Consider the following 23116-nt stretch of genomic DNA (forward strand, 5'->3'; position numbering starts at 1 on the left):
GATCCTTGCGGACTCTATCTCAGTCGGAATTTCGCGCTCCCGTCGGCGATCAATATCGCTATCCGCCGCTTTCCGTCCTTCGAAGCGGGTCTCGAATATTTAAGGACCGAGGTGAGGCCGGAGAGTCGGAAATTTTATCGAATCATTACGGAGAATGGCGCGGTCTTCGAGGGGCGTGATTTTGAAGATCGCCCTGCGGGAGGTGATCTTTGACATCGCGAGGCGGTATTTGTGCCTCACCGCGACGCGGGAGCGGCGCATAGTCCAATAAGCGGAACTTACGGAGGCCCAAATTGATTTAAGGCCGTAGTGCGGAGCTTTGGCGATGCCGTTTCCGGACATTGTAGTCCCGACAACAGAGACAATTGCGAAGGATTTGCCTTCACCGCCGCGCGACGAGTTTTTTCTGCCGGAAAACCCGAACTCGGCGTTTCTCGGGATTCTGGTGATCTTCGCAACTCTCACCGCGGCCTATGTCGCCGCCGATGTGATTCTGCCGATCTTTCTGGCGCTCATTCTGAAGCTTTTGCTTCAGCCAATCATGCGCTTCATGTCGCAACTGCGCATCCCTCGCGTTATTTCGGCCTCGCTACTGATCATCGCCGCGTTTTCCGTGATCATTGCATTGGGGGTCGTTGTCGCCCGGCCGGCGGAGGATTGGATTCGCGCCGCGCCCGAGCGCCTTCCGCAAATTCAGGAGAGAATAAAGTTTATCAGCGATCCGGTGACCAAAGTTCTTTCGTTTTTGCATCCGCCCGATCCAAGTAAGCCGCCAACAAGCCAATTGAATTCTGAAGTCCAGAATATGGGTTTGGCACAGGCCCTGTTTCGCGGGACGCAACACGCCGCGAGTGAATTGTTCGAAACAATTCTCGTTCTGTTTTTTCTGCTGATTTCGGAAGATTTGTTTTTGCGTCGCCTTGTCGAGATCATGCCTCGATTCAAGGACAAGCGGCAGGTCGTTGATCTCAGTCAGCAGATCGAGAACAACGTGTCGGCTTATCTCGCGACGATCACATTAATGAACGCGGGCGTCGGCGTGGCGACGGCGATCATTATGTGGCTTTGCGGTGTGAGCAACCCGGTGCTTTGGGGCGTGATCGCATTCTTGCTAAACTTCGTCCCGATTATGGGGCCGTTTTTAGGGATCGCAATTTTTCTTTTCCAAGGCCTGCTCGTCATGCCGAGCCTATGGCGCGCCGTGTTGCCGGCGGCACTGTATTTCATTGTCCACGTGATTGAAGGCGAAACCGTCACGCCGATGCTGCTCGCGCGCCGTTTCACGCTCAATCCGGTTCTTGTCGTTATCTCGCTGATATTCTGGTTCTGGATGTGGGGCGTGCCTGGCGCGATCTTGTCGGTGCCGATGCTGGCGATCGCAAAAATCATTTGTGACGGCATAAAGCCGTTGAACGCTTTGGGGCATTTTCTGGAGGGCGAGTAGCGAGACGTGCGCCTCAAGCTAGGAAGCGCACTGGCGGCGATAATGTCCCGGATATCGACATCGGCGGCTTTCGTGACAAAATGCGCGGCGACTTGCCCGCGGTGCCAATGTGCAATTCGCATTGCGACATCCGAATTAGCATAACGAGGTTGACAAAACTTCCTGCCTGTTATTCCAACCTTCTGGTTGAATAACGATCCGGTTCCGAAGAGATCCGGCGACAGGGAGCGACGACCTCATGAGTTTAGATTCATCGATTCCGAGCCATCTGAGATGCCCGCGCACACGCACGCGCCGGGTTAGCGACACTTGGAAGCCGGGAGTGCCCGCCTATTCTGCAATTGGCTCACAATCGATCACACAGCTTGTCATGGCTTATTTCGGCGTGCAGTCGAAGGGCGACGAAACGAAGGGACGCGCCTGCGCTGCCTTCCAAACTATCCTGCAGAGCTTCAAACTGGCCGACGGTCCCGCGCGTCACGATCTCGTGCAATTCGTTGATGGCCAAGGCCATCTCAACTTGATTGCCGTTGGATATTGGAATGATCCGGCCAAGTACCACGCGTGGAACGCCAGCGCGGAGGTTAAGAATTGGTGGGCTTCAGACGATCGGTTGAACGATGGGATCGGTTACTTTCGCGAGATATTGTCTCCGCGCATGGAGCAATTCGAGACGATCTTCACCGCCCCGGGCCCTCTGGAGGGTGTCAGCATTCTCTTGGGTGGTCTGAGCGAGCCGATCATCGAGCACGGGTATTGGGGGTCGATGCGCGATCGGCTGCCGCTTTCGCAGACCGACACGATGGATCCGGTGGGCGAACTTACTCTCAAACAAGGCACGCCGGCCAAAGGCGGCCGCGTGATTGTAACCGGTCATCTGAACTTGACCCTCATCCGCTCGGGCGAAGATTGGAGCCGGACAGAGGACGAAGAACGCCGGACCTGGTTTGACGATATTCAACCGGTGCTCCTCGAGGGAATGAATTATTTGCGCGACGACGGTCTCGAAGTCGGCTGCTATTGCAACCGCTATTGCTATCACATGGGAGAAGACGGCAAACTTCAGGAAAAAGGCTTCGGCGTGAGCCTCTGGCGCTCATTGTCGAATCTTGAATCCTGGGCAGAATCGCACCACACGCATCTGCAGATTTTTGTCACGTTCAACCGGCTTGCCAAGAAGTTTAAAGAGCTGGTGCTTTATCACGAAGTGTCTGTCTTCGACGCGGGCGCTCAGTATTTCGAATACATCAACTGTCATCCGAAAACTGGCGTCATGCGCGCGCTCTGAATTTAGGCGCTTCGGCGATCGATGGGTGTCTTCCGCAAACACCCATCGATTTAAACTAGCCACATTTCAATTGTCGCCTAAGGCTGGCCGCCGCCACCTGGGTTGCGAAAGGCGGACAAGCATAGGCTTATGCCATCAGCCCGGCTCCCATCCACTCAAGGCTTAGCTGTCTAAACCTTCCAGCTGTGCGACTTGGTATGCAGGCGCAGATATTCAGCAAATTCTGCGTCCGGCATGATCCGGATTTGCTCTTCGAGATCACCCAAATCGACGCGGGTGCTGGCGCGATTGGCCCTTTTCCACGAAACAAGCTGCCGCGCAGTGCGGCGCAACAAACGGGCGACCTTCATGTCCAATCCTCCGCCTTCTCGAAGAATAGGGCAGTGCGCCGGCTCGCCAAATTGTCCGAAAGGCTAAAGACCCGCGCTGACTGCCCAATAGTTCTCCCGCGCATCCGGCTCCCCGCCTGGAGATTGCCGCATGCCAGCGGAAAACGGTCAAGGACGAAAAAGGCTGCGCCAGCGCATTATTTTAACCGCCAGCCGCAGCAATAGGCGGGCCGGGGCTTCCGACAGAGAATTGCGGCACGCCGACCGCCTAATGGCCCTCAACTATAGAAGGGCGATGGATGCTAGGTCACATTTTCTTGGGAAATGACGTCATCTATTGACGGCTCGCCTTTGACAGCACGTTCGATCGCGAGCTTGGTCGCCGCGTAATTCCAGTTCTGAATTTTGGCATCGTCCTTTGCCTCCCAATGAATGAAGACGCCAACGCAAATAAAAATATTAGCGGCTTCATCTTTGGGAATGACACCGGATTTCACGCAATCGATGACAGCTTTTCCGACGCCGGTTTGCGCGGGACCAAACATTTTTTCCGCTTGATCTCCATTCTTGATGTCGACCTTGTTGAACATCACAGTCGCCGGCTTTGTCATGAGGTTTGGGCGCACAAGTGCCAGAAGAGCATTGTCGCCGACTTTCTGATTGGTGAGCGTCGTGCAGAAAGCCGTTTCGGCAGCACTTCCTCTCGGTCCCATGATCAGATCAATGTGCGCGACTTCGTTGCCGTCACCCACGAGCGCTTCGCCAACCAGCACGCGATCAATTTTCAGGTCGCCCATTCAATCCTCCTCCGGATAAATGTTTCTTTGCTTGCGCGAACAGCCATACCACGCCCGTGCTATTTCGCCACGCGAACATCGAATCTAGAGCGACCTTGACTCACCCATCCATTCGCCCATATTCGAAGCTGTCGTGGTCTTTGGCGAATCTCATTCGTGCGAAGCTAAGAGGGAAGCCGGTAGGCGATCGGACGCGGTTCGTTCGAGAGTAAAGTCGGCGCTGCCCCCGCAACTGTAAGCGGCGAGTTTGGGTCCATGCATGTCACTGGGAAGATATGATCCTGGGAAGACGGACTCGAAACAACCACCCGCAAGCCAGGAGACCTGCCTCGACAATATATCGTCCTCGGGCGGGGTGTCTCGGTGGTGCGCTTCGACTTCTACGGCGCGCCGCGAAGTTGCAGGCGCGTCGCATGTGCATCGCCGCTCGCGCTTGAGGGGTGACGCAATGTTTTTGACTCTTCCACCATGGCGGCCACGGCGTTCCGCAGGGCAATCTATCTCATTTTTCGCCGCGGAGCCTTTGAATGCTTGAACAAACGTCTGCGGCTAAGGCGGCGGCCCCCCTCGATCTCCGCAAGATCGGCGCGCAGGCCGACCATTGGTATCCGCTTGCCTGGTCCCGCGAGGTGAAAACCGGGCGGCCGTTCGCCGGGAGTTTCGCGGGCGAGCCGATCGTACTCATCCGCCCCAAGGAGGGCGCCGTTTTCGCGCTGGAAGACCGGTGCGCGCACCGGCAGGTGCCGCTGTCGAAGGGCGTCGTAAACGGCAATGTCGTCCGATGCGGCTATCACGGCTGGAGCTACAATTCGGAAGGCCATTGCGTCGACGTTCCTTACTTGGGTAAGGGCAAATTGCCGAACGGCGTGCGAGCCTACCCTTGCCACGAAATCGATGGAATCATCTTCATCTGGCCGGGTTCAGCAACGCCGGATGCGCCGCCCACGAAGATTGGCGCGGGTGGCGATAAATCTTACAAAACGCGGCGTTTCGGCGAGGTCGTCGCATGCCATTTTACGTTCATGCATGAGAACCTCATGGACATGAACCATCAGTTTCTTCATCGCAGTACGACAGGCAAGGTTTATCCGCGTTATCTTGATCGCCGCGTCGGCGATGATTGGATGGAAGTCGATTACAGTTTCATGCGCCCGGATGAGAAGCCGCCGCTCGGCGAGGCCGTCATCGTCGGCGCGATACGCGGGCAGTCGGATAAGGCGCAGGATCTTATGACGGTCCGCACCGAATATCCGCATCAGACGCTCAAGTTCTGGACGTCCGAGGGGGATCCGGTTCTCGATGTCTGGCTCGGTTACACGCCTGTCGACAAAGAGCAAAGGTCCAACAGGACATTCATTTCATTGTCCGTGCGCCGTCCGAAAATACCGTTCCTTCTCGATGTGGTCTGGCCGATCATGGCCATGTTCACCAATCGCGTCTTCAGAGAGGATCGCGAAGTCGTCGAGATGGAACAAGCGGCGCACGACAGCCAGGGCTCCGACTGGAATCAGGAAGTTTTTCCGCCGATCCAGGATTTGCGGGCTCTACTGGCTGCCAACGGACAAATCATTGCGCCTCCGGCAACGCCGGCTGAAACAAATTGAGTAGTGCGGCTTTTGTCCAGATGCAATTTCAGCTGTCGTTCTCTTTGCGCTCATTTCCAAGGCTGGCGATGTCCTTGCGCAAGTGTTTCATGGCCGGCGTGACGATCGCGACGAAATAGGCTTCGCGTAGCTTCCGACTCGCCACCGAGCCCGCGATGTAGCCGCGCGCTCCCGCGTGCAGCATCGCCGATTGGGCTGCCGCGAGCGACAGTTCAGAACCGTGCAGCCGCACTTGCAACACTGCCCGCAGATAGGCGGGATCGGTCTTGTAAGGCGTTCGCGCCAGAACGTCGATTTCATCCCCGAGCCGCACGGCCTTGCGTTGCAAGTCGTCGGGGCGATCCGGCAGATACGCGTTGACGTCTCCGCAAATGCTGTCGCTCTCACGCACCAGCGCGATGGCGCCGCGGACGAGGCCAAGCGCCATGCCGGTTTGCAAGAGGATGAATCCCGCACGAATGCGCCGGACGAACGGCTCGGCCGGATCGGCGAGCACCATTGAATCCGGAATGAAGGCGTCGCGAAAGAGCACGGACAGGGTCGCCGTCCCCTCCAAAGCGATAAAGTGTGCATTTTGGCGCGTCGTCACCCCCTCATCGCTACAGCGCGCCAGCGCCATCACGAGCCGATCGCCTTCGCCAGCAAAGCAGATACCGAACAGATGTCCGTCGCCGAGATTGGAGACCCAAGGCAGCAGCCCGTTGACGCGCCAGCCACCCGCCACACGCGCGCCACGCAGCCGCAGCGCTTCGATGCCGGACAAAGCCTTCATCGGATTGGAAAGGCCCGTGCCGCCGAGGATCTCGCCATTCGAGACGCTTGGTAGCAAGGCGTCGCGGAGTTCGGCGTTTTCGGTATTCGCGATGTACCAGACGAGCGCGTCCTGACACCAGGCGCAAAACGCGGTCGCAAGGCATTCCTCACCGACGATGGCCATCGCTTCGATCGCAGCTTCGAGATCGGCGCCGCCGCCGGCGGAGGTGTGATGTGCGAAAACGCCCGCGCCGCCCAGCCTGCGCAGCACATCTGCCGGATAGGTTCCCGCATCGATGTCGCGCACGCGCGGACGTAGTTCACGCGCGGCGATGGCGCGAACGCGTGCAAAGACGCCCGTTTCTACCGTTTGATCTGCGTGCAGCCCAATGGCCATCGGATCAATCGATCCGCTCGACGGTGAGCGCGACAGGTTTGGTGTAAGTGTTCGCCACCGGCGACCAAAGCGTGGCATGAGCGACGAGCGCATCAAGCGTTTCCTTGGGCGCATCTGCATCGAAGTGGACGTTGACGCGCACCGCCTCGAAGCCGACCGGCTTCGGCGAGACGTCTCCGGTGCCCCAGACGGAGGTGATGTTGATGTCCGCTTCGAGCTCAAGTTCGAGTTTGTGGACGGTTATATTTTGCGCCACGGCGTTGGCGTGAATGCCGACCGCGAGGCAAGACCCCAGCGCCGCGAGCAGCGCCTCCGACGGGTTGGGCGCGGTATCGTCGCCGAGCAGGCCCGGCGGCTCGTCGATCACATGCGCGGGCAGATTGCGCACGAAGTTCAATTGGCGGAAGCGTCCTTCGGTCACTGTCCGGCATTTCAAGGTCCGGACTGCGCCCGGATTGGCTTTGCCCTTTTCGATGAGCTGTTGAAGACCATCTTTGTCGATCGGCGCGAGGCAACCGGTGCGCGGCGGGGACTCGATATCGGACATTTTTGAAACTCCCTTTGCAGGCATGCGTTTGTTCAAGAAGAGCTGTTCCAGCGGACGCGCCGGATCAGCAGCAGCAGAATGCCGTCAAGCGCGAAGCCGATGACGCCAATGGCCACAATGAACGCGGCGAGCCGGTCATATTCGAGCGTGTCGCGCGCGTCGTTGATCGCGTAGCCGAGGCCGCTCGTCACGCCGAGATATTCGGCGGGAACGAGGACGATCCAGGCGACGCCCAGCGCCAGCCGGATGCCGACAAGAATATCCTGCAGAATGGCCGGCAGAATTACGATTGTCAGCAGGTTCCACGGCCTGGCGCCGAGGTTCTTTGCAAGTTTGAACCAGTCAGGATCGAGTTTCTGCAGCCCGTTCGCCGTGGCGAAGATGATCGGCCAGACGGAGGCGGCCGCGATCAGAAAGACAATGGCACCTTCCCAGGTTGGAAACGCCAGGATCGCAATGGGCATCCAGGCAAGCGGGCTGATCATCCGTAACAATTGAAACGGGACATGGGTAAGCTGCCGGAAGATCGCGCTGTGGCCGACAAGAACACCGACCGGCGCACCGATCAAAATTGCAAAAGCGAGGCCGAGGCCGATCCGGCGGATGCTTGGTACAAATGCTTGCCACAAGGAGCCGTTCGCGATCATGCGCGCGAGGCTGACAAACGTCGGACGCGGCGCGAAGCCTGCGAAAGCCGTGCCTTGTGGACTTTGCGTCAGCACCCAACCGCCGAGCGCCCAAATCGCCAGAAGCAGCAACAGCCCGATCAACGGCGCTGCGAAGCGAAGGGAAACCCCATGCCATTGGCGCCTTACGATGCGTTCAGGTTGCACGGCGATACTCGTCACAGTGCCAGAACCTCGTGACGAGCAAAGGGATCAGCGGCATTGACGCTCGGGTCCGTCTTCCATTCAGGATGGAGCTTCAGCGCGGCGCGGACGAAATCGTAGTTCACCAAGTCCTTGGTGACGAAAGCGGGGTCGAGCTTGTCGAGAAACGTCCGGTCTCCGGCGACGAGCGTTTTTTTCATCTCTTCCACAATCAGCGTCGTCGCCGTTGGATAGGGCCACGGCTGAAAGTCGATCCGGCCGTTGTGCCATTGCGGATGCTCGATCGCCCCATCACTCAAATATTCGGCATTTTGCGTGTAGAGCGTCATCGCTCGCGTCACGACGGGCGCGGGCATCGGCAGATAACCAGCGCCATCGCGCGACAGCAGAGTGGCAACCTCGACCTTGTGTTGTGAGGCATAGATTTCAGCGCGAACGATGGCATTCAGAATCTTCTGCGACCATTCCGGCCGCTGGACCGTATCGGCCTCGTGCATGCAGACGACGCAACACGGGTGGTTCTTCCACATATCGCCGGTAAAGCGCAGGATGCGCGCGTGAATAGCGATCTCGCCCATCGCATTGAAGGGTTCGGCGACCGTATAGCCGTCAATTTTACGGGCCGCGAGCGCCGCCGGCATATCGGGCGGCGGCAGCGTTTGCAGATTGCATTCGTGCGGTGCGAGCGGTGCGCCCTGCGGCCGGATGACCGGCGTGATCCCCGCCTGTCGCAGCGCCAATTGCAGCACGATATTATGCATCGAATACCAGAACGGTACTGCGATCTGCTTGCCGCCAAAATCGGCGAAGCTATGGATCTTGCTGTCGCCGCCGACAACGATGGCGGACCCGTTCGTATGCGCCCAGGCCACGATCTTGACCGGGAAGTGATTGTTGTAGCGCATCCAGACCGGCACCGGCTTCAGCAGATGTACGAGGTTGAACTTGCCGGCGGCAAATGCCTCGACAAGCGGCGCCCAGCCGCGCACCAGAACCGGCTTCTCGACGTTCAGTCCTTCGTCCTGAAAGAAACCTTTAGCATGGGCGACGAGCAGTGCGGTCGCATCAGTGATCGGCAGGTAGCCGATACGGACCGGCTCGTCCGGCGTCGTTGCGGCGCGCGCTTGCCGCGGCATCGTGCCGAGCAACGTTGCGAGTCCGCCGGCGGCAAGCACGTCCAGCGTCCGCCGTCGCGTAAATGATTGCGGCACATTCGGCGTGGCGTGGTAATCCAAATTATTGCAATACTGGCACACTTAATGTCTCCCCCGCAGTTTCGCGGTCATTTTCCAGAAGCCCCAAAAGATGGGTGCGTAAGCCGCCTGCCGGCGTTGACGCCAAAATGACGTCGGCGATCAGCCGGCCCGGATTTGGCGCCATGACGATGATGCGTTCGGCAAGATCGAGCGCGTCGTCCACATCATGGGTGACGAGCAGCAGCGTGAGGCCAAGCTCGCCGGCAATCGCGCGTACTTCGGCGCGCAACGCGGCACGCGTCACAGCGTCGAGAGATGCATAAGGTTCGTCGAGCAAAAGGATTTCTGGATCGGTCGCCAGCGATCGCGCCAAGGCGACACGCTGTTGCTGGCCGCCGGACAATTCCGTGACCGGACGCGCGCCGTAGCCATGCAGCCCCACAATATCGAGCATTTGCGCTACTCGCGCCGGGGCCTCTTTCGAGCGACCGGCGAAACGCAGGCCGAGCGCGACATTCCCCGCAACGTCGAGCCACGGCAAAAGCAGCGGTTTCTGAAACATCAGATTCCAGCGCGGTGACGGGCCGGAGACAGGCGTGCCATCGATCTGAACCTCGCCATTCGTTGGCTGGAGGAGACCGCTTACGATCTGCAGGAGCGTGGACTTGCCGCAGCCGCTGCGCCCAAGCAGCGCGACGCGTTCGCCGGAGCCGATCCGCAATGTCAGGCGATCCAGCGTCAGGGGCCTGCGCGGGTAGCGATGGCTGACATTGTCGAGTCGGATGGTGCCGCGTAGCTTCGTCATCGACCTTTACAACCCGATCCGGCCAAGCAATCCTGATTGCCAAATAAGAACGATCGGTCTAGATTGGTCAAGTAAATCTATGGAGTATGTTTATCTTATTTTTCGCCAGAATTTAGAATGATCGTTCTATTTCTCGCAAGGGAGATGCCAGACATCGATGCCGGGTAAGAACACAAGATACGCTCTCGCGCCCACGGCGGCACCGGGCTTGGACTTTGCACCAGCGGCGCCCGGTGCGCGCGGTCTCGCGGCGCGGGCGGCGCTCATAGACTCCGCGATCCGCTTATTTTGCCGGCAAGGAATTACCGCGACCGGCGTTGATGCGATCATCACGCATTCCGGCGTTGCACGAGTAACGCTCTACAATCATTTTGGCTCAAAAGACGGGCTCGTCGACGCGGCTCTGGAAGAAGAGGGCGTGGCGTGGCGCGCGTGGTTTTTCGCGCGCCTCGCGCGGGTCGAGGGGCCGCCCAAAGCACGGTTGATCGCGATCTTCGATGCGCTCGCCGAATGGTTCGCGCGCGACGATTATTTCGGTTGCGCGCTGATGAACGCGGTTGCCGAATATCGCAACCAGAGTCCCGCCATCCTGAAAGTGATGCAGGCTCACAAGAAGCCGGTTCTCGAACATATCCGCAGCCTCTGTGACGCGGCTGGTGCGGACGATGCCAATGCGCTTGCGGGCCAGATCGACCTTTTGATGGACGGTGCCATTGTGAAGGCTTTGGTGCGTGGCGATGCGAAGCCGGCGCAAGAAGCCCGCAGCATCGCGGACGTCTTGCTCAGCGTTGCTCTTATTCGGTAAGTCGAACGAAGCGACCGGCGCCAAAGCGGACAGGCCTGCTTTGCCCAGGCGGCTCTACGACATTGCAATCAACGGGTGACCGACACTAAAGTCTGATGGACGCCCGCGCCTCGGTCGCGCATCTAATTGCTGTCGGGAAAGCCGGTCCGTCTTTAGCCTCTCGCTCTGTGCCATATTGCCGTAGGAGTCGTCTATGAGCCAAGTACAAGTCGAGCAGAAAAGCTATCAGATGCCGCCGCAAGATGGATTTACCATCGCGCACTTTCTCGCCGTCGTCGACATCGAACGATCGCTTCGATTTTACGAAAAGGTCTTTGGAGGTCGCATTTTGAGCAGAGGCGACGGCCAAGGCGCGCCAGGGTACATTCAGATCGCGAACACGTGGCTGCTTGTAAACCCCGGGGGCGGTCCGACTCCCGACAAACCAACGGTCACGCTCAGCGTGCCCGCCGATCCCGATGAAGTCAGCAGCTTTATGAATATCCGCGTTGCGGATATTCAAGCGTGCTACGAACTATGGCAGAGTCGAGGAGCTGAGTTTATCACTGAGCCAAAGCCGAAGTATGGCGAGACACGCTGCTACATTCGCGATCCCGACGGTTACATTATAGAAGTTGGACAAAGCAATCCTGGCGTTGCTTACGGCTAGACGGCGCGGCGTCATGATAAATGACATCAACGGCGCGGTTATTTTCGCCGCGCGTCTTTTTCTCGCGACACTGTTTCTGATTTTCGGCTGGAGAAAGCTGAGGGACTATTCCGGCACGGTGCGTCAGATGGCGCAAGATGGCCTGCCGATGCCAGTGCTAACGGCTGCCGTGGCGACCTTCATGGAGCTTCCGGTTGCGTTCGCGGTCGCTGTCGGTGTGTTCACACGTCCTTCAGCAATACTCTTGGCTTTTTACACGCTGGGAACTTCGCTTATTGAACATCGCTATTGGACAACGACAGGCGCGGATCGATTCTCCAGCATGGAAAGCTTTTGCAAGAACCTCAGCATTATGGGAGGCTTCTTATTGTTGTACATTACCGGTGCCGGAAAATATTCGATCGATGTATTGTGCCGCATCGCCGCGCCCTGACCCATTGGGAAGTCTGCCTGAGACATCCAACGTCGAACTCGAAGAAGCATGGCGGCAGGGCCGCGGGAAACATTTCCATTCCTACGGTAAAACGTACGTCCGAACTCTCCGTGAACAGATTTAGAGGCTGGCCGTCCAAGTGCCCGAAGACGTCGGGAGACATCGAATGAGATGGGCCATGACGGATTTGCTATTTGTCGGCGTCGGGTGGACCGGCCTCGCGATTACCCTGAACCGGATCGCGGTTGGGGCTTTCTTTATGCTGTCAGGATATCACAAGTTGTTCGACCCGGAGCGCCACCGCGCGGTCGTCGATGAACTCAAGGCGCTCGGCGTTCCTGCGGTTGGCTTCAATCAATGGTGGGTGCCGTTGGTCGAGTTTGCCGCTGGTGGCGCCGTCCTTATAGGGCTCTTGGCGCTGCTCGCCGCGCTTGGCCTGCTTGTCATCATCCTCGTCGCCATCGCCACCTCCGGGCGGCAGCGAATCCAACTCTACAAACCGATCGATGAAGTGGATCGCATCGACGATTGGCTCTATTTACCGGAGACGCTTTATGTCTTTATGTTGATCATGGTCATTTCGGCCGGCGCCGGACCGTACAGCCTCGACGCTCTGATCCTGAATCTGATGAACAAGCACGTCGCGTAACACCGCGTCCTCACGGGCTGTTTCTTCCAACGCAGCGGCGTGCTGGCAAATCGCCGTCATCATGGGTGGTTTGGCGAAGATCGTCCGCTCGATCGCTTGGATACGACACGCTTAAAATCCATCGTCATATTCAGCGAGTTTCATCCGGCTATTAAAGAAGCGATTGCACTCGTTACCCGGCCTGACAAGGAATATAAATATGGCAAATCCAGACGCGCTTCGCGACACGACGATTCCTCTCGCTGGTGGATCCGGTGCGATGCCGGCTCTCGGTTTTGGCACGCTGATTCCAGATCCTCTCGTGACCAAGCAAGCGACCAAGGCCGCGTTGGAGGTTGGATTTCGACATCTCGATTGTTCGGACCGCTACCGCAACGAGGCCGCCGTCGGTGAGGCGATGCAGGAGGTGTTCAAGGAGGGGAAGATTCGCCGGGAGGACGTCTTCGTTACGACAATGCTATGGAACAACAACCACCGCCCAGAGCGGGTCCTGCCAGCCTATGAGGCAAGCCTGCGACGACTGCAACTCGACCATGTTGATTGCTATCTCATCCACACTCCTTTTGCCTTTCAACCCGGCGACGAGCAGGACCCGAGGGACGAGCAAGGCAAGGTCATTTACGATGCCGGCGTGACGCTGGCAGAGACATGGCGGGCGCTGGAGCGTCTGGTGGATGACGGCAGGTGTAAGTCAATCGGCCTATCGGATATTGGTCTGGAGCGATTGCAAGAGATCGTCGCAATTGCGCGGATCAAACCTGCCGTGGTGCAGGTCGAATCGCATCCGTATCTCCCCGAATGGGAGTTGCTCGATTTTTGCCGGCAGAAGGGCATCGTGGTGCTGGCATTCGCCGCGCTGGGGCATGCGATGGAGCCGAGACTTACAGAGGATCCGGTCATCGTGGCGATTGCGCAACGGGTTCACAAGACCCCCGCGCAAGTAGCTTTGGCCTGGGCCGTCCAGCGCGGTACGACGCTCCTGACGACCTCGACCTCGCGTCAGCACATTGAAGAGAACTTCGACATCTCGACTCCGCCTGAAGATGCCATGTTGGAGATTCGAGATAACCTCACGGAGAGAGTTCGCTTCAACGCCGTGGTCGAAACCGGTGTGCCTGGGTTCATTCCTCGGGCCAACCGACCTGCATGATGACAGACGTCGATAAGAGATATCTATCAGATTCCTCCCGCGCTCCCAATCGCCAGCACATTCCTGATTGCCGCCGTGAGACCGACGCATTGCAGCAGAGATGGCGAGGCGAGGCCATTGCACGATGGTATCGCCGGTACTTTGTCGCCGGCCGCTTTGCGCTCAAACCAGTCATTCAAGCTGCCCCAAGCATTTCCTGAAAGCAGTCATTCTCGCGACACGCTGATTTTAGGACATAATGCGAATCCTCCCGCGCCGATATCCCAGCTTCCAAATCGTTCAGGCCGGCGCTAAAAGCCCAAAGGATTCCTATAGAAGCGGTCGATATGGCGCGAGGAGCGTAACGATTGAGTGAGACAGGTCGGCCTGTAAGTGTTGTCACCGGTGCTTCTGGCGGGATCGGGCGATGGATTGCGTTGGGGCTGGCGCGCGCCAATTATCATGTTGTCCTGATTTGCCGGGACTCGGAACGAGGGCACGCTGTCGCCGCCTGGATCGCTTCCCATGTGCCGGAGGCCAGCACAGAAATGCTTCTGGCCAATCTAAGCTCGCTGCGTGAAACGCATCGTCTGGGTTTGGAGATCGCTGCGGCACACCCGCGGCTCGACGTGCTCGTCAATAACGCTGGTATGTTCGCCGCGCGGCAGCAGGTGACGGCGGAAGGCCACGATGCCGTGCTGGCGGTGAACCATCTCGCGCCTTTCGTTTTGACGAATGCCCTGGAGGGCGCGCTGCGGTCGGGCGCGCCGTCGCGTATCGTCAATATCGGCTCGTCCACTTCCGACCGCGCGAAGATCGATCCGGAGAATCTGGAGCTCACGCGGCACTGGGCCATGGTACGCGCTTATAGCCAGTCAAAACTCGCGATGATGATGGCGACCTTCGCGCGTGCCGAGCATTTGCGCGGCAGCGAGGTGGTCGCCAATGTCGTGCATCCGGGCGCGGTCGCCACCGGGCTGATCAAAGAGCGGGGGCTGATCGGTGCCGCCTGGCGGCTGATGGCGCATTTTCAGCGGACCGAAGAACAGGGCGCAGATACGCCGCTGCATGTGGCGTTGGCGCCGGACTGGGCGGGAGTCACCGGCGCCTATGTGAAGGACCGCGTCGCGGTTCGTCCCAACCCACGCGCGCTGGATGTAGGGCTGGTGAAAAAGGTCGTTTCCGCCACGCGGGTTTTGGTGGAGGAAACGGTCGGCGAGTCCGTCAATTTGAACCGGCTCTAAACCGGCTCCTCTAAAATGGCAGGTGCCGGATCTTCTACCGGAGAGGGGGTGGCATCCGCTGCGATGCGGCTTCTCCCGGTCAGCGCGGCGAGGGCACACAAAAGACGAACGTGTACACTCCCTGACCGGGCTCCTGTGCTAAAGGCACCGCGTGCCGGCGAGGCGCGATCCGAGGCTGCAAACAGCGTGGTGTCCTGCGGTGTCGGCGACATCGCCCCGTCGGCGAGCTGGCCGCCATAGCCAAGTTTCCGGATCGCGCGATGCACGAGGCCCGGAACGAGGCGCACGCCGATCGAGAATGCCAGTGTCGTGAAACTCACCGGCATCTCTCGCCGCTTCGTCATCGTCGCCAGATAGATCGCCTCGGCGATGGTCTCGGGTTGATAGACCGGCGCGATTGGACGCCCGGGCCGTCCCATATGGGATATCGCATGCTCGAAAAAGGGTGTGTTGACCGCTGGCGGAAAGATGGTCGTCAGCCGCACGCGGCTGCCTTCCTCAAACAGCTCGGCGCAGATCGATTGGCCAAAACCCCGCACCGCATGCTTCGCCCCCGAATAGGACGATAGTAACGGCATACCGTGGTAAGCGACAGCGGAGCACACATTGATGATGCTGCCGCGATCGCGCGGCAGCATCCGGCGCAGTGCGACGCGCGTACCGTTGACCGTGCCGAGATAAGTGACATCGGTTACACGCTGGAATTGATCGGCGGGCGTATCGAGGAAGCGCCCATAGGTGCCGTTTCCTGCGCAATTCACCCAAACGTCGATCGGTCCAAGCGTCTGTTCAAAGTGCGTGGCGGCGTTGTCGAGAGCGGCCAGATCAGTCACGTCCGCCTGTACCGTCGCAGCCATAACCCCCTGGCGTTCAACATCGCTGCAGGCCGCCTGAAGTCCGGCTTCACCGCGCGCGATAAGGCCAACCCGCCAGCCCCGCCGGGCAAACAATTCGGCGGTGGATCGCCCAATGCCAGACGACGCACCGGTGACCACCACCACGGCGCCGTCTTTCTCCAACGGTTGGGGATGCGTATCGATGGCTTCGAGGATAAATTGCCGCAAGCTACTCAATTTGCTTTAGCTGGTCTTGGTGATGACGCAATGGACTTTCCATTGATGGCCAGCAGCGCCTGCTCCGCAGGATAAAACGCAGATCGTGTTGCCGAAGACCGCGAGCGCCGAAACAGAACAATCAAAAACATGCGTCACCCGCGAGTGTAGGCGACGATGAAAAAGCGACGCGTTTGCAACTTCGCGGCGCGCCGTAGAAGTCGAAGCGCACCACCGAGACACCCCGCCCGAGGACGATATATTGTCGAGGTAGGTCTCCTGGCTCGCGGGTCACTGCTTGAGTCCGTCTTCCCAGGATCAGATATCCCAGTGACACAGATGGACTTCAGCTCACCGCTCACAGTTGCGGGGGCAGCGCCAGCTTCACTTTCGAACGAAACAGGTCCGATCGCTTGCCGGCTTCCCTCTTAGCTTCGTCGAATTGGATTCGCCGAAGACCACGACAACTCTGAATATGAGTGATTGGGTTCGTGAGTCAAGTTTGGCCGCCGTTGGTTCCCGATCTGTAGCTTTGATTTGCCAAAGGATTTTGACCTTATGAAGCGGAGATCGACGTCGGTCATGCGCCTAAAGTGCAGTATCCGCATCTTGCTCTTTCCGCCCAAGCTTTTTCGGTTCTATCAGCTCCAGCCGCCGCCAAGGGCCCGGAATGAGCGGACGGCGGCGCGTGCGGACTCAGTCCGGTTGTTGACGAGGTCGTCGCGTGCCGCGAGGAGCTGACGGTCCGCATCGAGAACGTCCGTCAGCGGGATCGCGCCAGCCTCATAGGCATTTTCTGAGAGATCGCGCGAGCGCGAGAGGGCAGTGACTTCTGCGCGCAGTTCCTGCTCCCGCAATTCAGATTGCGTCAGTTCAGAAAAAGCATCTTCGACATCTTCCGCCGCTTTCAATACGGATTGGCGATAGAGAAGAAGCGCCTCCAGATGATTGCCGCGCGCTTGTGCGACCTCGGCATTAATCTTGCCGAAATCGAAGAGCCGCCAGCGCAACGCGCCAGCGCCGACTGGCTGGAACGCGCGGGAGGTCAAAAGCTGATTGACGCTCATGCTTTCGAAGCCGAGCGCACCAGACAGCGATATTTTCGGATAATAATCGGCGATCGCGGCGCCAATTTGCTCGTTCGAGGCCGCAAGTCTGCGCTCGGCGGCGATGATGTCCGGCCGCCGTCTCAATAAATCGACAGGGCCAGATGTGCGTGTGATGGATGGCGGGACGGGGACATTGCGTCGTCCGCCAAGCTCGCGTGCGTATGTCCCTGGCTGAGCCCCCATCAACACGTCCAGGCGATTCAACTGGGCATCGAGCCCGGTTTGCAAGGTCGGGACGGTCGCACGCGCCTCGTGCAGAAGAGCCTCGGTCTGCGCGACTTCGCGATCGTTTCCGGTTCCATTGTCGCGCCTGCGTCGAACGATGCTCAGAAGCCGATTGTTCACTTCGATCTGATCGCGAGCGACCGTCAAGCGCGCCTGGTAGCCACGAATTTGCAGATAGGCATCCGCGGCTTCTGCCGCGACACTGATCCTCGTGCCATAGCCTTCGGCCTCCGCGGCCTCGGCTTCATCGTGGGCCGCCGCCGCAGTTCTCTGCAAGCCGCCAAACAGGTCAACCTCCCAACTCGCGGCGGGGCCGACATTGTAATCTTGCTGATCGCGCGTATAGCCCGGAAACGCGTTTGCGATCTTTCCTAAAGGACTTTGTAGAGATTGGTTCTCTGTTTCGGCTTGCGCGTTGAAGTCGGCCGTCGGAAGCAATTGCGCGCTGGCGCCGGCGGCAGCCGCGCGCGCTTCGTGGATGCGAGCAAAGGATGCGGCAAGATCGAGGTTTTGCGCCAGTGCGCGTTCGACAATGGCAACGAGTTCTGGATCCTTGAACCCGACCCACCATTGATCGAGTGGAGGCGCTGGCTTCGCGCCTGCCTTCGGGAGTGTGTGAAAGGCCGTGAGGTCGAGGCGCGGGGCGACATAATCCGGGCCGACGGCGCATGCGGAGAGCGCGATCGTCAACGCCAGCCAGCCCGGCCTAGTGTATTGGGGAAATCCGGAAGGACGGCGTCCGCCGCTTTGGGAATTCGCCCTCGTGGCGGAGACATGGACCATTTCGTTGTCGGCTCTTTAAACGTTAAAGGCAGCGTCAAAGTCTTGTGACCAATATCTATATCAGTCACTATTTGTCAATCTGATGCAGGATCGCTATATTTCGCTGATGCAGGACGATCAAAAGGCTCTCGCGCCCTCGCCGTTGGCCGATGTGGGTCAGCGCGGCCCGGTTGAGCATGAACGCAGGGAGCAAATTATTGCCGCCGCGGGCGATCATTTTCGCCACTACGGCTATGAGAAGACAACCGTGGCCGACCTCGCCAAAGCGATAGGACTGTCCAAGGCTTATATCTACAAGTTCTTCGATTCGAAGCAGGCGATCGGCCAGGCTGTCTGCTTTATGTGCCTGGCGGAAATTTCCGATGCCGCGATGGCAGTCGTCAAAGAGCCGAGGTCCGCCTCCGAGAGATTACGCCGTATTTTCAAGGTCATAGCGGACATGAGCGGAGACATGTTCTTTCATGATCGAAAGATTTATGATCTCGCCACAACAAGCATCAATGAGAAATGGGGCTCGACCTACAAGTATAAGGAAAGCCTGCTCGCGATCGTCCATGCTGTCCTTCGCGATGGTCGCGAAACTGGCGAATTCGAGCGCAAGACGCCTCTCGACGAAACCGCGAGAGCGATCATGCTAGCGCTTGATTGCGTCGCGCACCCGGCCGTTCTTCTCCTCAGACTCGATACGCTGGATGAGGATGCGACGCTGATGGCGAATCTTGTCCTCCGAAGCCTTGCACCGTGACAAAGGCCCTCATGGGATTGTGACTAGTTGACAATTTGGTCACTAGTATGCATTTGAGAACTCTACATTATAGTGGGGTTCTCTCATGGCTCGGGCCCAGAATTTTTTCATCGCGCTGATGGCAGGCCTCGCGCTCGCCGCCTGCAAGCCGGAAGCGGACGCAGACCCGCGATTGGACGACAGGGTCGTCCAGGTCACAAAAGTGCAGGTGGCTGACGCGGGCGCGCTCAGCTTCACGGGTTTTGTCGCGGCCCGCGTGCAAAGCGATCTCGGTTTTCGCGTTCCGGGCAAAATCATACAGAGGCTCGTTGATACGGGACAGAGGGTCTCCGCGGGGCAGGCCTTGATGCGGATTGATCCCGTCGATCTGCGTCTCGCGATTTCCGCGCAGCTTGAGCAGGTCGCCGCGGCCAAGGCCCGCGCCATCCAGGCGGCCGCGGACGAAGAACGCTATCGCAGGCTCGTCGATTCGGGCGCCGTTTCAAAACAATCCTATGATCAGGCGAAAGCCGCCGCTGACAGCGCTGCGGCCTTGTTGTCTGCCGCGCAAGCGCAGGAGAGCGAAGCCCGAAATCAAGGTGATTATTCGCTTCTCTACGCAGATGCCGACGGCACGATTGTCGAAACCTTGGCGGAGCCGGGACAGATTGTGGCGCAAGGGCAGACCGTCATTCGTTTGGCTCATGCGGGTCCGCGCGAGGCTTCGGTCGATTTGCCGGAAACAATCCGGCCGAAGATCGGGTCGTTGGCGCAAGCAACACTTTATGGAAGTTCGCTCACGGTCGATGCGCATCTGCGACAGCTTTCAGATGCAGCGGACGTCAGAACGCGCACTTATGAAGCGCGTTACGTGCTCGAAGGCGCAGGCGCGCAAGCCCCGCTCGGCGCGACCGTCACACTGACTCTCTCCGATGACGTCGCGTCCACCCAACTCGAAGTTCCTATCGGCGCAATAGACGATGAAGGAAGCGGATCGGGAGTTTGGCTTGTCGACGAGTCGAATTCGACGGTCAGTTTCCGCTTGGTTCACGTCACCCAGTTCGGAGCGGAAACGGCGCGCCTTACCAGCGGCGTCAAAGCGGGTGATCAGATCGTCGCGATTGGCGGACATTTCCTGCACGAAGGTCAGCATGTGCGGCTCGCGGATAGCAAGGCAGCCATGCAATGAGTGGCTTTAATCTTTCGGCTTTGGCCGTTCGCGAACGCGGCATTACGCTTTTTCTGATTTTGGCCATCTCGCTCGCGGGGGCGTTCGCGTATCTCAATCTCGGCCGTGCCGAGGATCCGACCTTCACCGTGAAGGTTCTGACCGTGACAGCCGCGTGGCCCGGCGCAACTGCGCAAGAAATGCAGGATCTCGTCGCTGATCCATTGGAAAAGCGATTGCAGGAATTGCGATGGTACGATCACGTCGATACGTTTACGCGGCCGGGCTTGGCGTTCATGACGCTTTATCTGCTCGACCGGACTCCGCCGTCAGAGGTGCCGGAGCAATTCTATCAAGCCCGCAAAAAGCTCGGCGATGAAGCGCGAAACTTGCCGCTCGGCACCTTAGGTCCGTTCGTCAACGATGAGTATTCCGATGTTGTCTTCGCAGTCTATTCCATCGAAGCGGATGGATTGCCCGATCGCCTGCTGACGCGCCAGGCCGAGACCGTGCGCGAGCAATTGCTGCATGTGCCCGGCGTCGCCAAAGTCGATATCGTCGGCGAGCGGCCTGAGAGAGTTTATGTAAACTTCTCCTACGCCAGACTGGCCACGCTCGGGATCAGCCCGAACGATGTCTTTGCGGCGCTCCAGCGCCAGAACGCCGTAACAGCCGCCGGGTCGATCGATACAAAAGGTCCGCAGGTTTATGTCCGCCTCGATGGTGCGTTAGACGACATCCAGAAGATTCGCGACACGCCGATTGTGGCTGGCGGCCATGTTTTGAAGTTATCGGATATCGCAGAAGTCGAGCGAGGATACGAGGACCCTGCGACTTTCCTCGTACGGCACAATGGAAAATCCGCGCTCGTGCTCGACGTCGTCATGCAGGTCGGATGGAACGGCCTTCAGCTTGGCGCCGCGCTTCAGGCTGCTGAAAAAACCCTGAATGCGGATTTGCCGCTCGGCGTGCATCTCACGAAGATCACCGATCAGACCGATAACATCCAGGAAGCCGTCGGCGAGTTCATGGAAAAATTCGTCATGGCCCTCGCTGTGGTCATGTTGGTGTGCCTTATCAGCCTTGGCTGGCGCGTCGGCATCGTCGTTGCGGCGGCCGTGCCGCTGACGCTCGCGACCGTGCTCGTCGTTCTTCTGGTGACAGGGCGGTTCTTCGATCGCGTGACTCTCGGCGCGCTCATTATTGCGCTGGGGCTTCTCGTCGATGACGCGATCATCGCGATTGAAATGATGGTCGTTAAATTGGAGGAGGGGTTCGATCGCATCGCCGCCGCGTCCTACGCCTGGACGCATACGGCGGCGCCGATGCTGGCCGGCACGCTCGTCACGATCATCGGCTTCACGCCGGTCGGCTTCGCCAAGTCGAGCGCCGGCGAATATGCGGGCAACATATTTTGGGTCGTCGGCTATGCCCTGATCATTTCGTGGCTCGTCGCCGTCATTTTCACGCCCTATCTCGGCGTCGTACTTCTGCCGAACATCAAGAGAGTTGAAGGCGCCCACGCGCATATCTATGCGACGCCGAACTACAATCGGTTCAGAAAGCTGGTGGCTTGGGCCGTTGATCACAAGTTTGTCGTCGCCGGCGCAGTGGCTTTTCTGTTCTTTGCCGCCATTATCGGCATGGGGCAGGTGCGTCAACAATTCTTCCCATCGTCGGATCGCCGCGAAGTTCTTGCCGAAGTGCAGATGCCGGAAGGCACAAGCATTGAAGTCACGGCCGCCGTCACGGCTCGCGTCGAAGCTTGGCTGACGAAACAGCCGGAAGCCAGAGAGATCACAAGTTACATCGGTGGCGGTGCACCGCGAATCTGGCTCGCCTATAATCCCGAGTTACCTGACGCGTCCTTCGCGAAAATCATGGTCCTGACAGAAAGTCAGCAGGCCCGCGATCGATTGACGCTGCATTTGCGCCAAAAGATCGCTGAAGGTCTCGCGCCTGAGGCAAGGCTTCGGGTCACGCAATTCGTCTTCGGGCCCTATTCGCATTTCCCCGTCGCCTTCCGCGTGACGGGTCCGGACCCCGATGTGGTGCGGCATATTGCAGACCAAGTGCAAGCCGTCATGCGCGCCAATCCGAACACGCGCGACGTCAATCAGGATTGGGGAGAGCGTGTGCCTGCGGTCAGATTTGTCTTGGATCAGGCACGTCTGCAATTGCTTGGCCTCACGCCGACCGAAGTGGCGCAGAGGCTGCAGGTTCTTCTCACCGGCGAGACCATCACTCAAGTGCGGGAAGACATCCGCAGCGTCGACCTCATTGCGCGCAGCGGCGGCAAAGTGCGGCTCGACCCAGCGCGTCTTGCCGATCTGACCTTCACGAACAGGGACGGCGTCATCATCCCGGTGAGCCAGGTCGGGCGAGTTATAATTGAGCCCGAAGATCCGATTCTGCGCCGGCGCAATCGCATCCCCACGATCGCGGTGCAAAGCGATATCGACGACAGCCTCCAGCCGCCGCAAGTGACCGGGGAAGTCTCGGTCGCGTTGAAGCCCGTGATGGCTTCACTTCCCGCGGGCTATCATATCGAAGTCGGTGGCAATGCAGAGGAATCGGCCAAGGCAAACGCGGCGCTCGCGCCGGTTTTCCCGGTCATGCTTCTCCTGACGATGTTCGTTCTCGTCATTCAGGTCCGCAGCCTGTCGGCGATGTTCATGGTCCTTCTAACCGCGCCGCTCGGGCTGATCGGTCTTGTACCGGCTCTGCTGATCTTTCATCAGCCCTTTGGCTTCAATGGCATTTTGGGATTGATTGGGCTCTCGGGCATTCTCATGAGGAATACACTGATCCTGATCGGGCAGATTCACACGAACCAGGCTGAAGGACTTGATCCCTATCATGCCGTCGTAGAGGCCACAGTACAGCGGGCGCGGCCCGTCGTTTTGACGGCGCTTGCAGCCGTACTGGCCTTTTCGCCTTTAACGCAATCGGTCTTTTGGGGATCGCTGGCTTACACGTTGATCGGGGGCACGGCGGCGGGCACGCTGCTCGTTCTGGTATTCCTTCCGGCGCTTTATGCGATCTGGTTCAAAATCAAGCCGGAGAAGAAACAGAAAAGCAGCGAATCTGCTGCGCTGGAAAGCGTGACGGTTTAGTGCGCTACAAGATAGGCGGCCGATTCCAGTCTCAGTCTCA

The 23116-nt window shown here is 58.8% G+C and carries 21 protein-coding genes and 2 riboswitches; of the genes, 12 read left to right on the plus strand and 9 right to left on the minus strand.

Features of this window, described 5'->3' with window-relative positions:
- The first annotated feature begins 325 nt into the window (after positions 1-325).
- Together WDN02_RS10010 and WDN02_RS10015 are read left to right on the plus strand one after the other, a co-directional pair.
- Positions 326-1444: an AI-2E family transporter gene (locus WDN02_RS10010; RefSeq protein WP_337293352.1), complete on the plus strand. Its 1119-nt coding sequence runs from the start codon at positions 326-328 to the stop codon at positions 1442-1444.
- A 322-nt stretch (positions 1445-1766) separates the two neighbouring features.
- A complete protein-coding gene (locus WDN02_RS10015; RefSeq protein WP_337293353.1) occupies positions 1767-2732 on the plus strand; it encodes a phenylacetaldoxime dehydratase family protein in 966 nt (321 codons plus the stop codon).
- A gap of 170 nt (positions 2733-2902) precedes the next feature.
- On the opposite strand, the gene WDN02_RS10020 is transcribed toward WDN02_RS10015, so the two are convergent.
- Positions 2903-3088: a hypothetical protein gene (locus tag WDN02_RS10020; protein WP_337293354.1), complete on the minus strand. Its 186-nt coding sequence runs from the start codon at positions 3086-3088 to the stop codon at positions 2903-2905.
- Between the two features lie 275 nt (positions 3089-3363).
- Positions 3364-3858 (minus strand): formaldehyde-activating enzyme, encoded by a 495-nt coding sequence (gene fae / locus WDN02_RS10025; RefSeq protein WP_337293355.1) that lies wholly within the window; start codon positions 3856-3858, stop codon positions 3364-3366.
- Positions 3859-3975: 117 nt separating this feature from the next.
- Positions 3976-4205: riboswitch (cobalamin riboswitch) on the plus strand.
- A gap of 180 nt (positions 4206-4385) precedes the next feature.
- Between fae and WDN02_RS10030 the strand changes: the two genes are divergently transcribed.
- Positions 4386-5462: an aromatic ring-hydroxylating dioxygenase subunit alpha gene (locus WDN02_RS10030; RefSeq protein ID WP_337293356.1), complete on the plus strand. Its 1077-nt coding sequence runs from the start codon at positions 4386-4388 to the stop codon at positions 5460-5462.
- Between the two features lie 28 nt (positions 5463-5490).
- Here the strand turns inward: WDN02_RS10030 and WDN02_RS10035 are convergent, their stop codons facing one another.
- Genes WDN02_RS10035 through WDN02_RS10055 form a run of 5 tightly spaced genes read right to left on the minus strand, consistent with a single transcriptional unit; the run spans position 5491 to position 9990 of the window.
- Entirely contained in the window at positions 5491-6612 is a 1122-nt protein-coding gene (locus tag WDN02_RS10035) for an acyl-CoA dehydrogenase family protein (RefSeq protein ID WP_337293357.1), read from the minus strand.
- Positions 6613-6616: 4 nt separating this feature from the next.
- Complete coding sequence (locus WDN02_RS10040; protein WP_337293358.1) at positions 6617-7159, minus strand: OsmC family protein; 543 nt, start codon at positions 7157-7159, stop codon at positions 6617-6619.
- A gap of 32 nt (positions 7160-7191) precedes the next feature.
- A complete protein-coding gene (locus WDN02_RS10045) occupies positions 7192-7977 on the minus strand; it encodes an ABC transporter permease (RefSeq protein ID WP_337294912.1) in 786 nt (261 codons plus the stop codon).
- A gap of 26 nt (positions 7978-8003) precedes the next feature.
- Positions 8004-9245, minus strand: a complete 1242-nt coding sequence (locus WDN02_RS10050) for an ABC transporter substrate-binding protein (RefSeq protein WP_337293359.1) — start codon at positions 9243-9245, stop codon at positions 8004-8006.
- Positions 9226-9990, minus strand: a complete 765-nt coding sequence (locus WDN02_RS10055; protein WP_337293360.1) for an ATP-binding cassette domain-containing protein — start codon at positions 9988-9990, stop codon at positions 9226-9228. Before WDN02_RS10055 ends, WDN02_RS10050 begins: the two co-directional genes overlap by 20 nt.
- 208 nt (positions 9991-10198) lie before the next feature.
- On the opposite strand from WDN02_RS10055, the gene WDN02_RS10060 reads away from it, so the two are divergent.
- The 6 genes from WDN02_RS10060 to WDN02_RS10085 all read left to right on the plus strand — a co-directional run bounded on the left by WDN02_RS10060 (position 10199) and on the right by WDN02_RS10085 (position 14899).
- Entirely contained in the window at positions 10199-10795 is a 597-nt protein-coding gene (locus WDN02_RS10060) for a TetR/AcrR family transcriptional regulator (RefSeq protein WP_337293361.1), read from the plus strand.
- A 193-nt stretch (positions 10796-10988) separates the two neighbouring features.
- Positions 10989-11444, plus strand: a complete 456-nt coding sequence (locus tag WDN02_RS10065; RefSeq protein ID WP_337293362.1) for a VOC family protein — start codon at positions 10989-10991, stop codon at positions 11442-11444.
- Positions 11445-11457: 13 nt separating this feature from the next.
- Positions 11458-11877: a DoxX family protein gene (locus WDN02_RS10070; protein WP_337293363.1), complete on the plus strand. Its 420-nt coding sequence runs from the start codon at positions 11458-11460 to the stop codon at positions 11875-11877.
- A gap of 178 nt (positions 11878-12055) precedes the next feature.
- Positions 12056-12526: a DoxX family membrane protein gene (locus WDN02_RS10075; protein ID WP_337293364.1), complete on the plus strand. Its 471-nt coding sequence runs from the start codon at positions 12056-12058 to the stop codon at positions 12524-12526.
- Between the two features lie 199 nt (positions 12527-12725).
- Positions 12726-13676, plus strand: coding sequence for an aldo/keto reductase (locus WDN02_RS10080; RefSeq protein WP_337293365.1), 951 nt, complete (start codon positions 12726-12728; stop codon positions 13674-13676).
- Positions 13677-14023: 347 nt separating this feature from the next.
- Positions 14024-14899 carry an SDR family NAD(P)-dependent oxidoreductase gene (locus WDN02_RS10085; protein ID WP_337293366.1) on the plus strand — a complete coding sequence of 292 codons (876 nt, stop codon included), beginning with the start codon at positions 14024-14026 and terminating at the stop codon, positions 14897-14899.
- Here WDN02_RS10085 and WDN02_RS10090 read toward each other — a convergent pair.
- Together WDN02_RS10090 and WDN02_RS10095 are read right to left on the minus strand one after the other, a co-directional pair.
- Positions 14896-15963 (minus strand): SDR family oxidoreductase, encoded by a 1068-nt coding sequence (locus tag WDN02_RS10090; protein ID WP_337293367.1) that lies wholly within the window; start codon positions 15961-15963, stop codon positions 14896-14898. The two genes, WDN02_RS10085 and WDN02_RS10090, sit on opposite strands and share 4 nt — an antisense overlap.
- 239 nt (positions 15964-16202) lie before the next feature.
- Positions 16203-16429: riboswitch (cobalamin riboswitch) on the minus strand.
- A 163-nt stretch (positions 16430-16592) separates the two neighbouring features.
- A complete protein-coding gene (locus tag WDN02_RS10095; RefSeq protein ID WP_337293368.1) occupies positions 16593-17975 on the minus strand; it encodes a TolC family protein in 1383 nt (460 codons plus the stop codon).
- Between the two features lie 175 nt (positions 17976-18150).
- On the opposite strand from WDN02_RS10095, the gene WDN02_RS10100 reads away from it, so the two are divergent.
- The 3 genes from WDN02_RS10100 (at position 18151) to WDN02_RS10110 (ending at position 23076) form a co-directional block, all read left to right on the plus strand.
- On the plus strand, positions 18151-18813 hold the full coding sequence (locus tag WDN02_RS10100) for a TetR/AcrR family transcriptional regulator (RefSeq protein ID WP_337293369.1): 663 nt from the start codon (positions 18151-18153) through the stop codon (positions 18811-18813).
- Positions 18814-18898: 85 nt separating this feature from the next.
- Positions 18899-19981, plus strand: coding sequence for an efflux RND transporter periplasmic adaptor subunit (locus tag WDN02_RS10105; RefSeq protein WP_337293370.1), 1083 nt, complete (start codon positions 18899-18901; stop codon positions 19979-19981).
- Positions 19978-23076, plus strand: a complete 3099-nt coding sequence (locus WDN02_RS10110) for an efflux RND transporter permease subunit (protein WP_337293371.1) — start codon at positions 19978-19980, stop codon at positions 23074-23076. Before WDN02_RS10105 ends, WDN02_RS10110 begins: the two co-directional genes overlap by 4 nt.
- Positions 23077-23116 lie beyond the last annotated feature (40 nt).

Source organism: Methylovirgula sp. (assembly GCF_037200945.1).
Taxonomy (GTDB): domain Bacteria; phylum Pseudomonadota; class Alphaproteobacteria; order Rhizobiales; family Beijerinckiaceae; genus Methylovirgula.

What these genes read in the sequence shown, in the direction of transcription:
- WDN02_RS10010 (WP_337293352.1), top strand. Translation starts at nt 326, where the DNA reads ATGCCGTTTCCGGACATTGTAGTCCCGACAACAGAGACAATTGCGAAG.
- fae (WP_337293355.1), bottom strand. Translation starts at nt 3,858, where the DNA reads ATGGGCGACCTGAAAATTGATCGCGTGCTGGTTGGCGAAGCGCTCGTG.
- WDN02_RS10030 (WP_337293356.1), top strand. Translation starts at nt 4,386, where the DNA reads ATGCTTGAACAAACGTCTGCGGCTAAGGCGGCGGCCCCCCTCGATCTC.
- WDN02_RS10035 (WP_337293357.1), bottom strand. Translation starts at nt 6,612, where the DNA reads ATGGCCATTGGGCTGCACGCAGATCAAACGGTAGAAACGGGCGTCTTT.
- WDN02_RS10040 (WP_337293358.1), bottom strand. Translation starts at nt 7,159, where the DNA reads ATGTCCGATATCGAGTCCCCGCCGCGCACCGGTTGCCTCGCGCCGATC.
- WDN02_RS10055 (WP_337293360.1), bottom strand. Translation starts at nt 9,990, where the DNA reads ATGACGAAGCTACGCGGCACCATCCGACTCGACAATGTCAGCCATCGC.
- WDN02_RS10065 (WP_337293362.1), top strand. Translation starts at nt 10,989, where the DNA reads ATGAGCCAAGTACAAGTCGAGCAGAAAAGCTATCAGATGCCGCCGCAA.
- WDN02_RS10070 (WP_337293363.1), top strand. Translation starts at nt 11,458, where the DNA reads ATGATAAATGACATCAACGGCGCGGTTATTTTCGCCGCGCGTCTTTTT.
- WDN02_RS10075 (WP_337293364.1), top strand. Translation starts at nt 12,056, where the DNA reads ATGACGGATTTGCTATTTGTCGGCGTCGGGTGGACCGGCCTCGCGATT.
- WDN02_RS10080 (WP_337293365.1), top strand. Translation starts at nt 12,726, where the DNA reads ATGGCAAATCCAGACGCGCTTCGCGACACGACGATTCCTCTCGCTGGT.
- WDN02_RS10100 (WP_337293369.1), top strand. Translation starts at nt 18,151, where the DNA reads ATGCAGGATCGCTATATTTCGCTGATGCAGGACGATCAAAAGGCTCTC.
- WDN02_RS10105 (WP_337293370.1), top strand. Translation starts at nt 18,899, where the DNA reads ATGGCTCGGGCCCAGAATTTTTTCATCGCGCTGATGGCAGGCCTCGCG.
- WDN02_RS10110 (WP_337293371.1), top strand. Translation starts at nt 19,978, where the DNA reads ATGAGTGGCTTTAATCTTTCGGCTTTGGCCGTTCGCGAACGCGGCATT.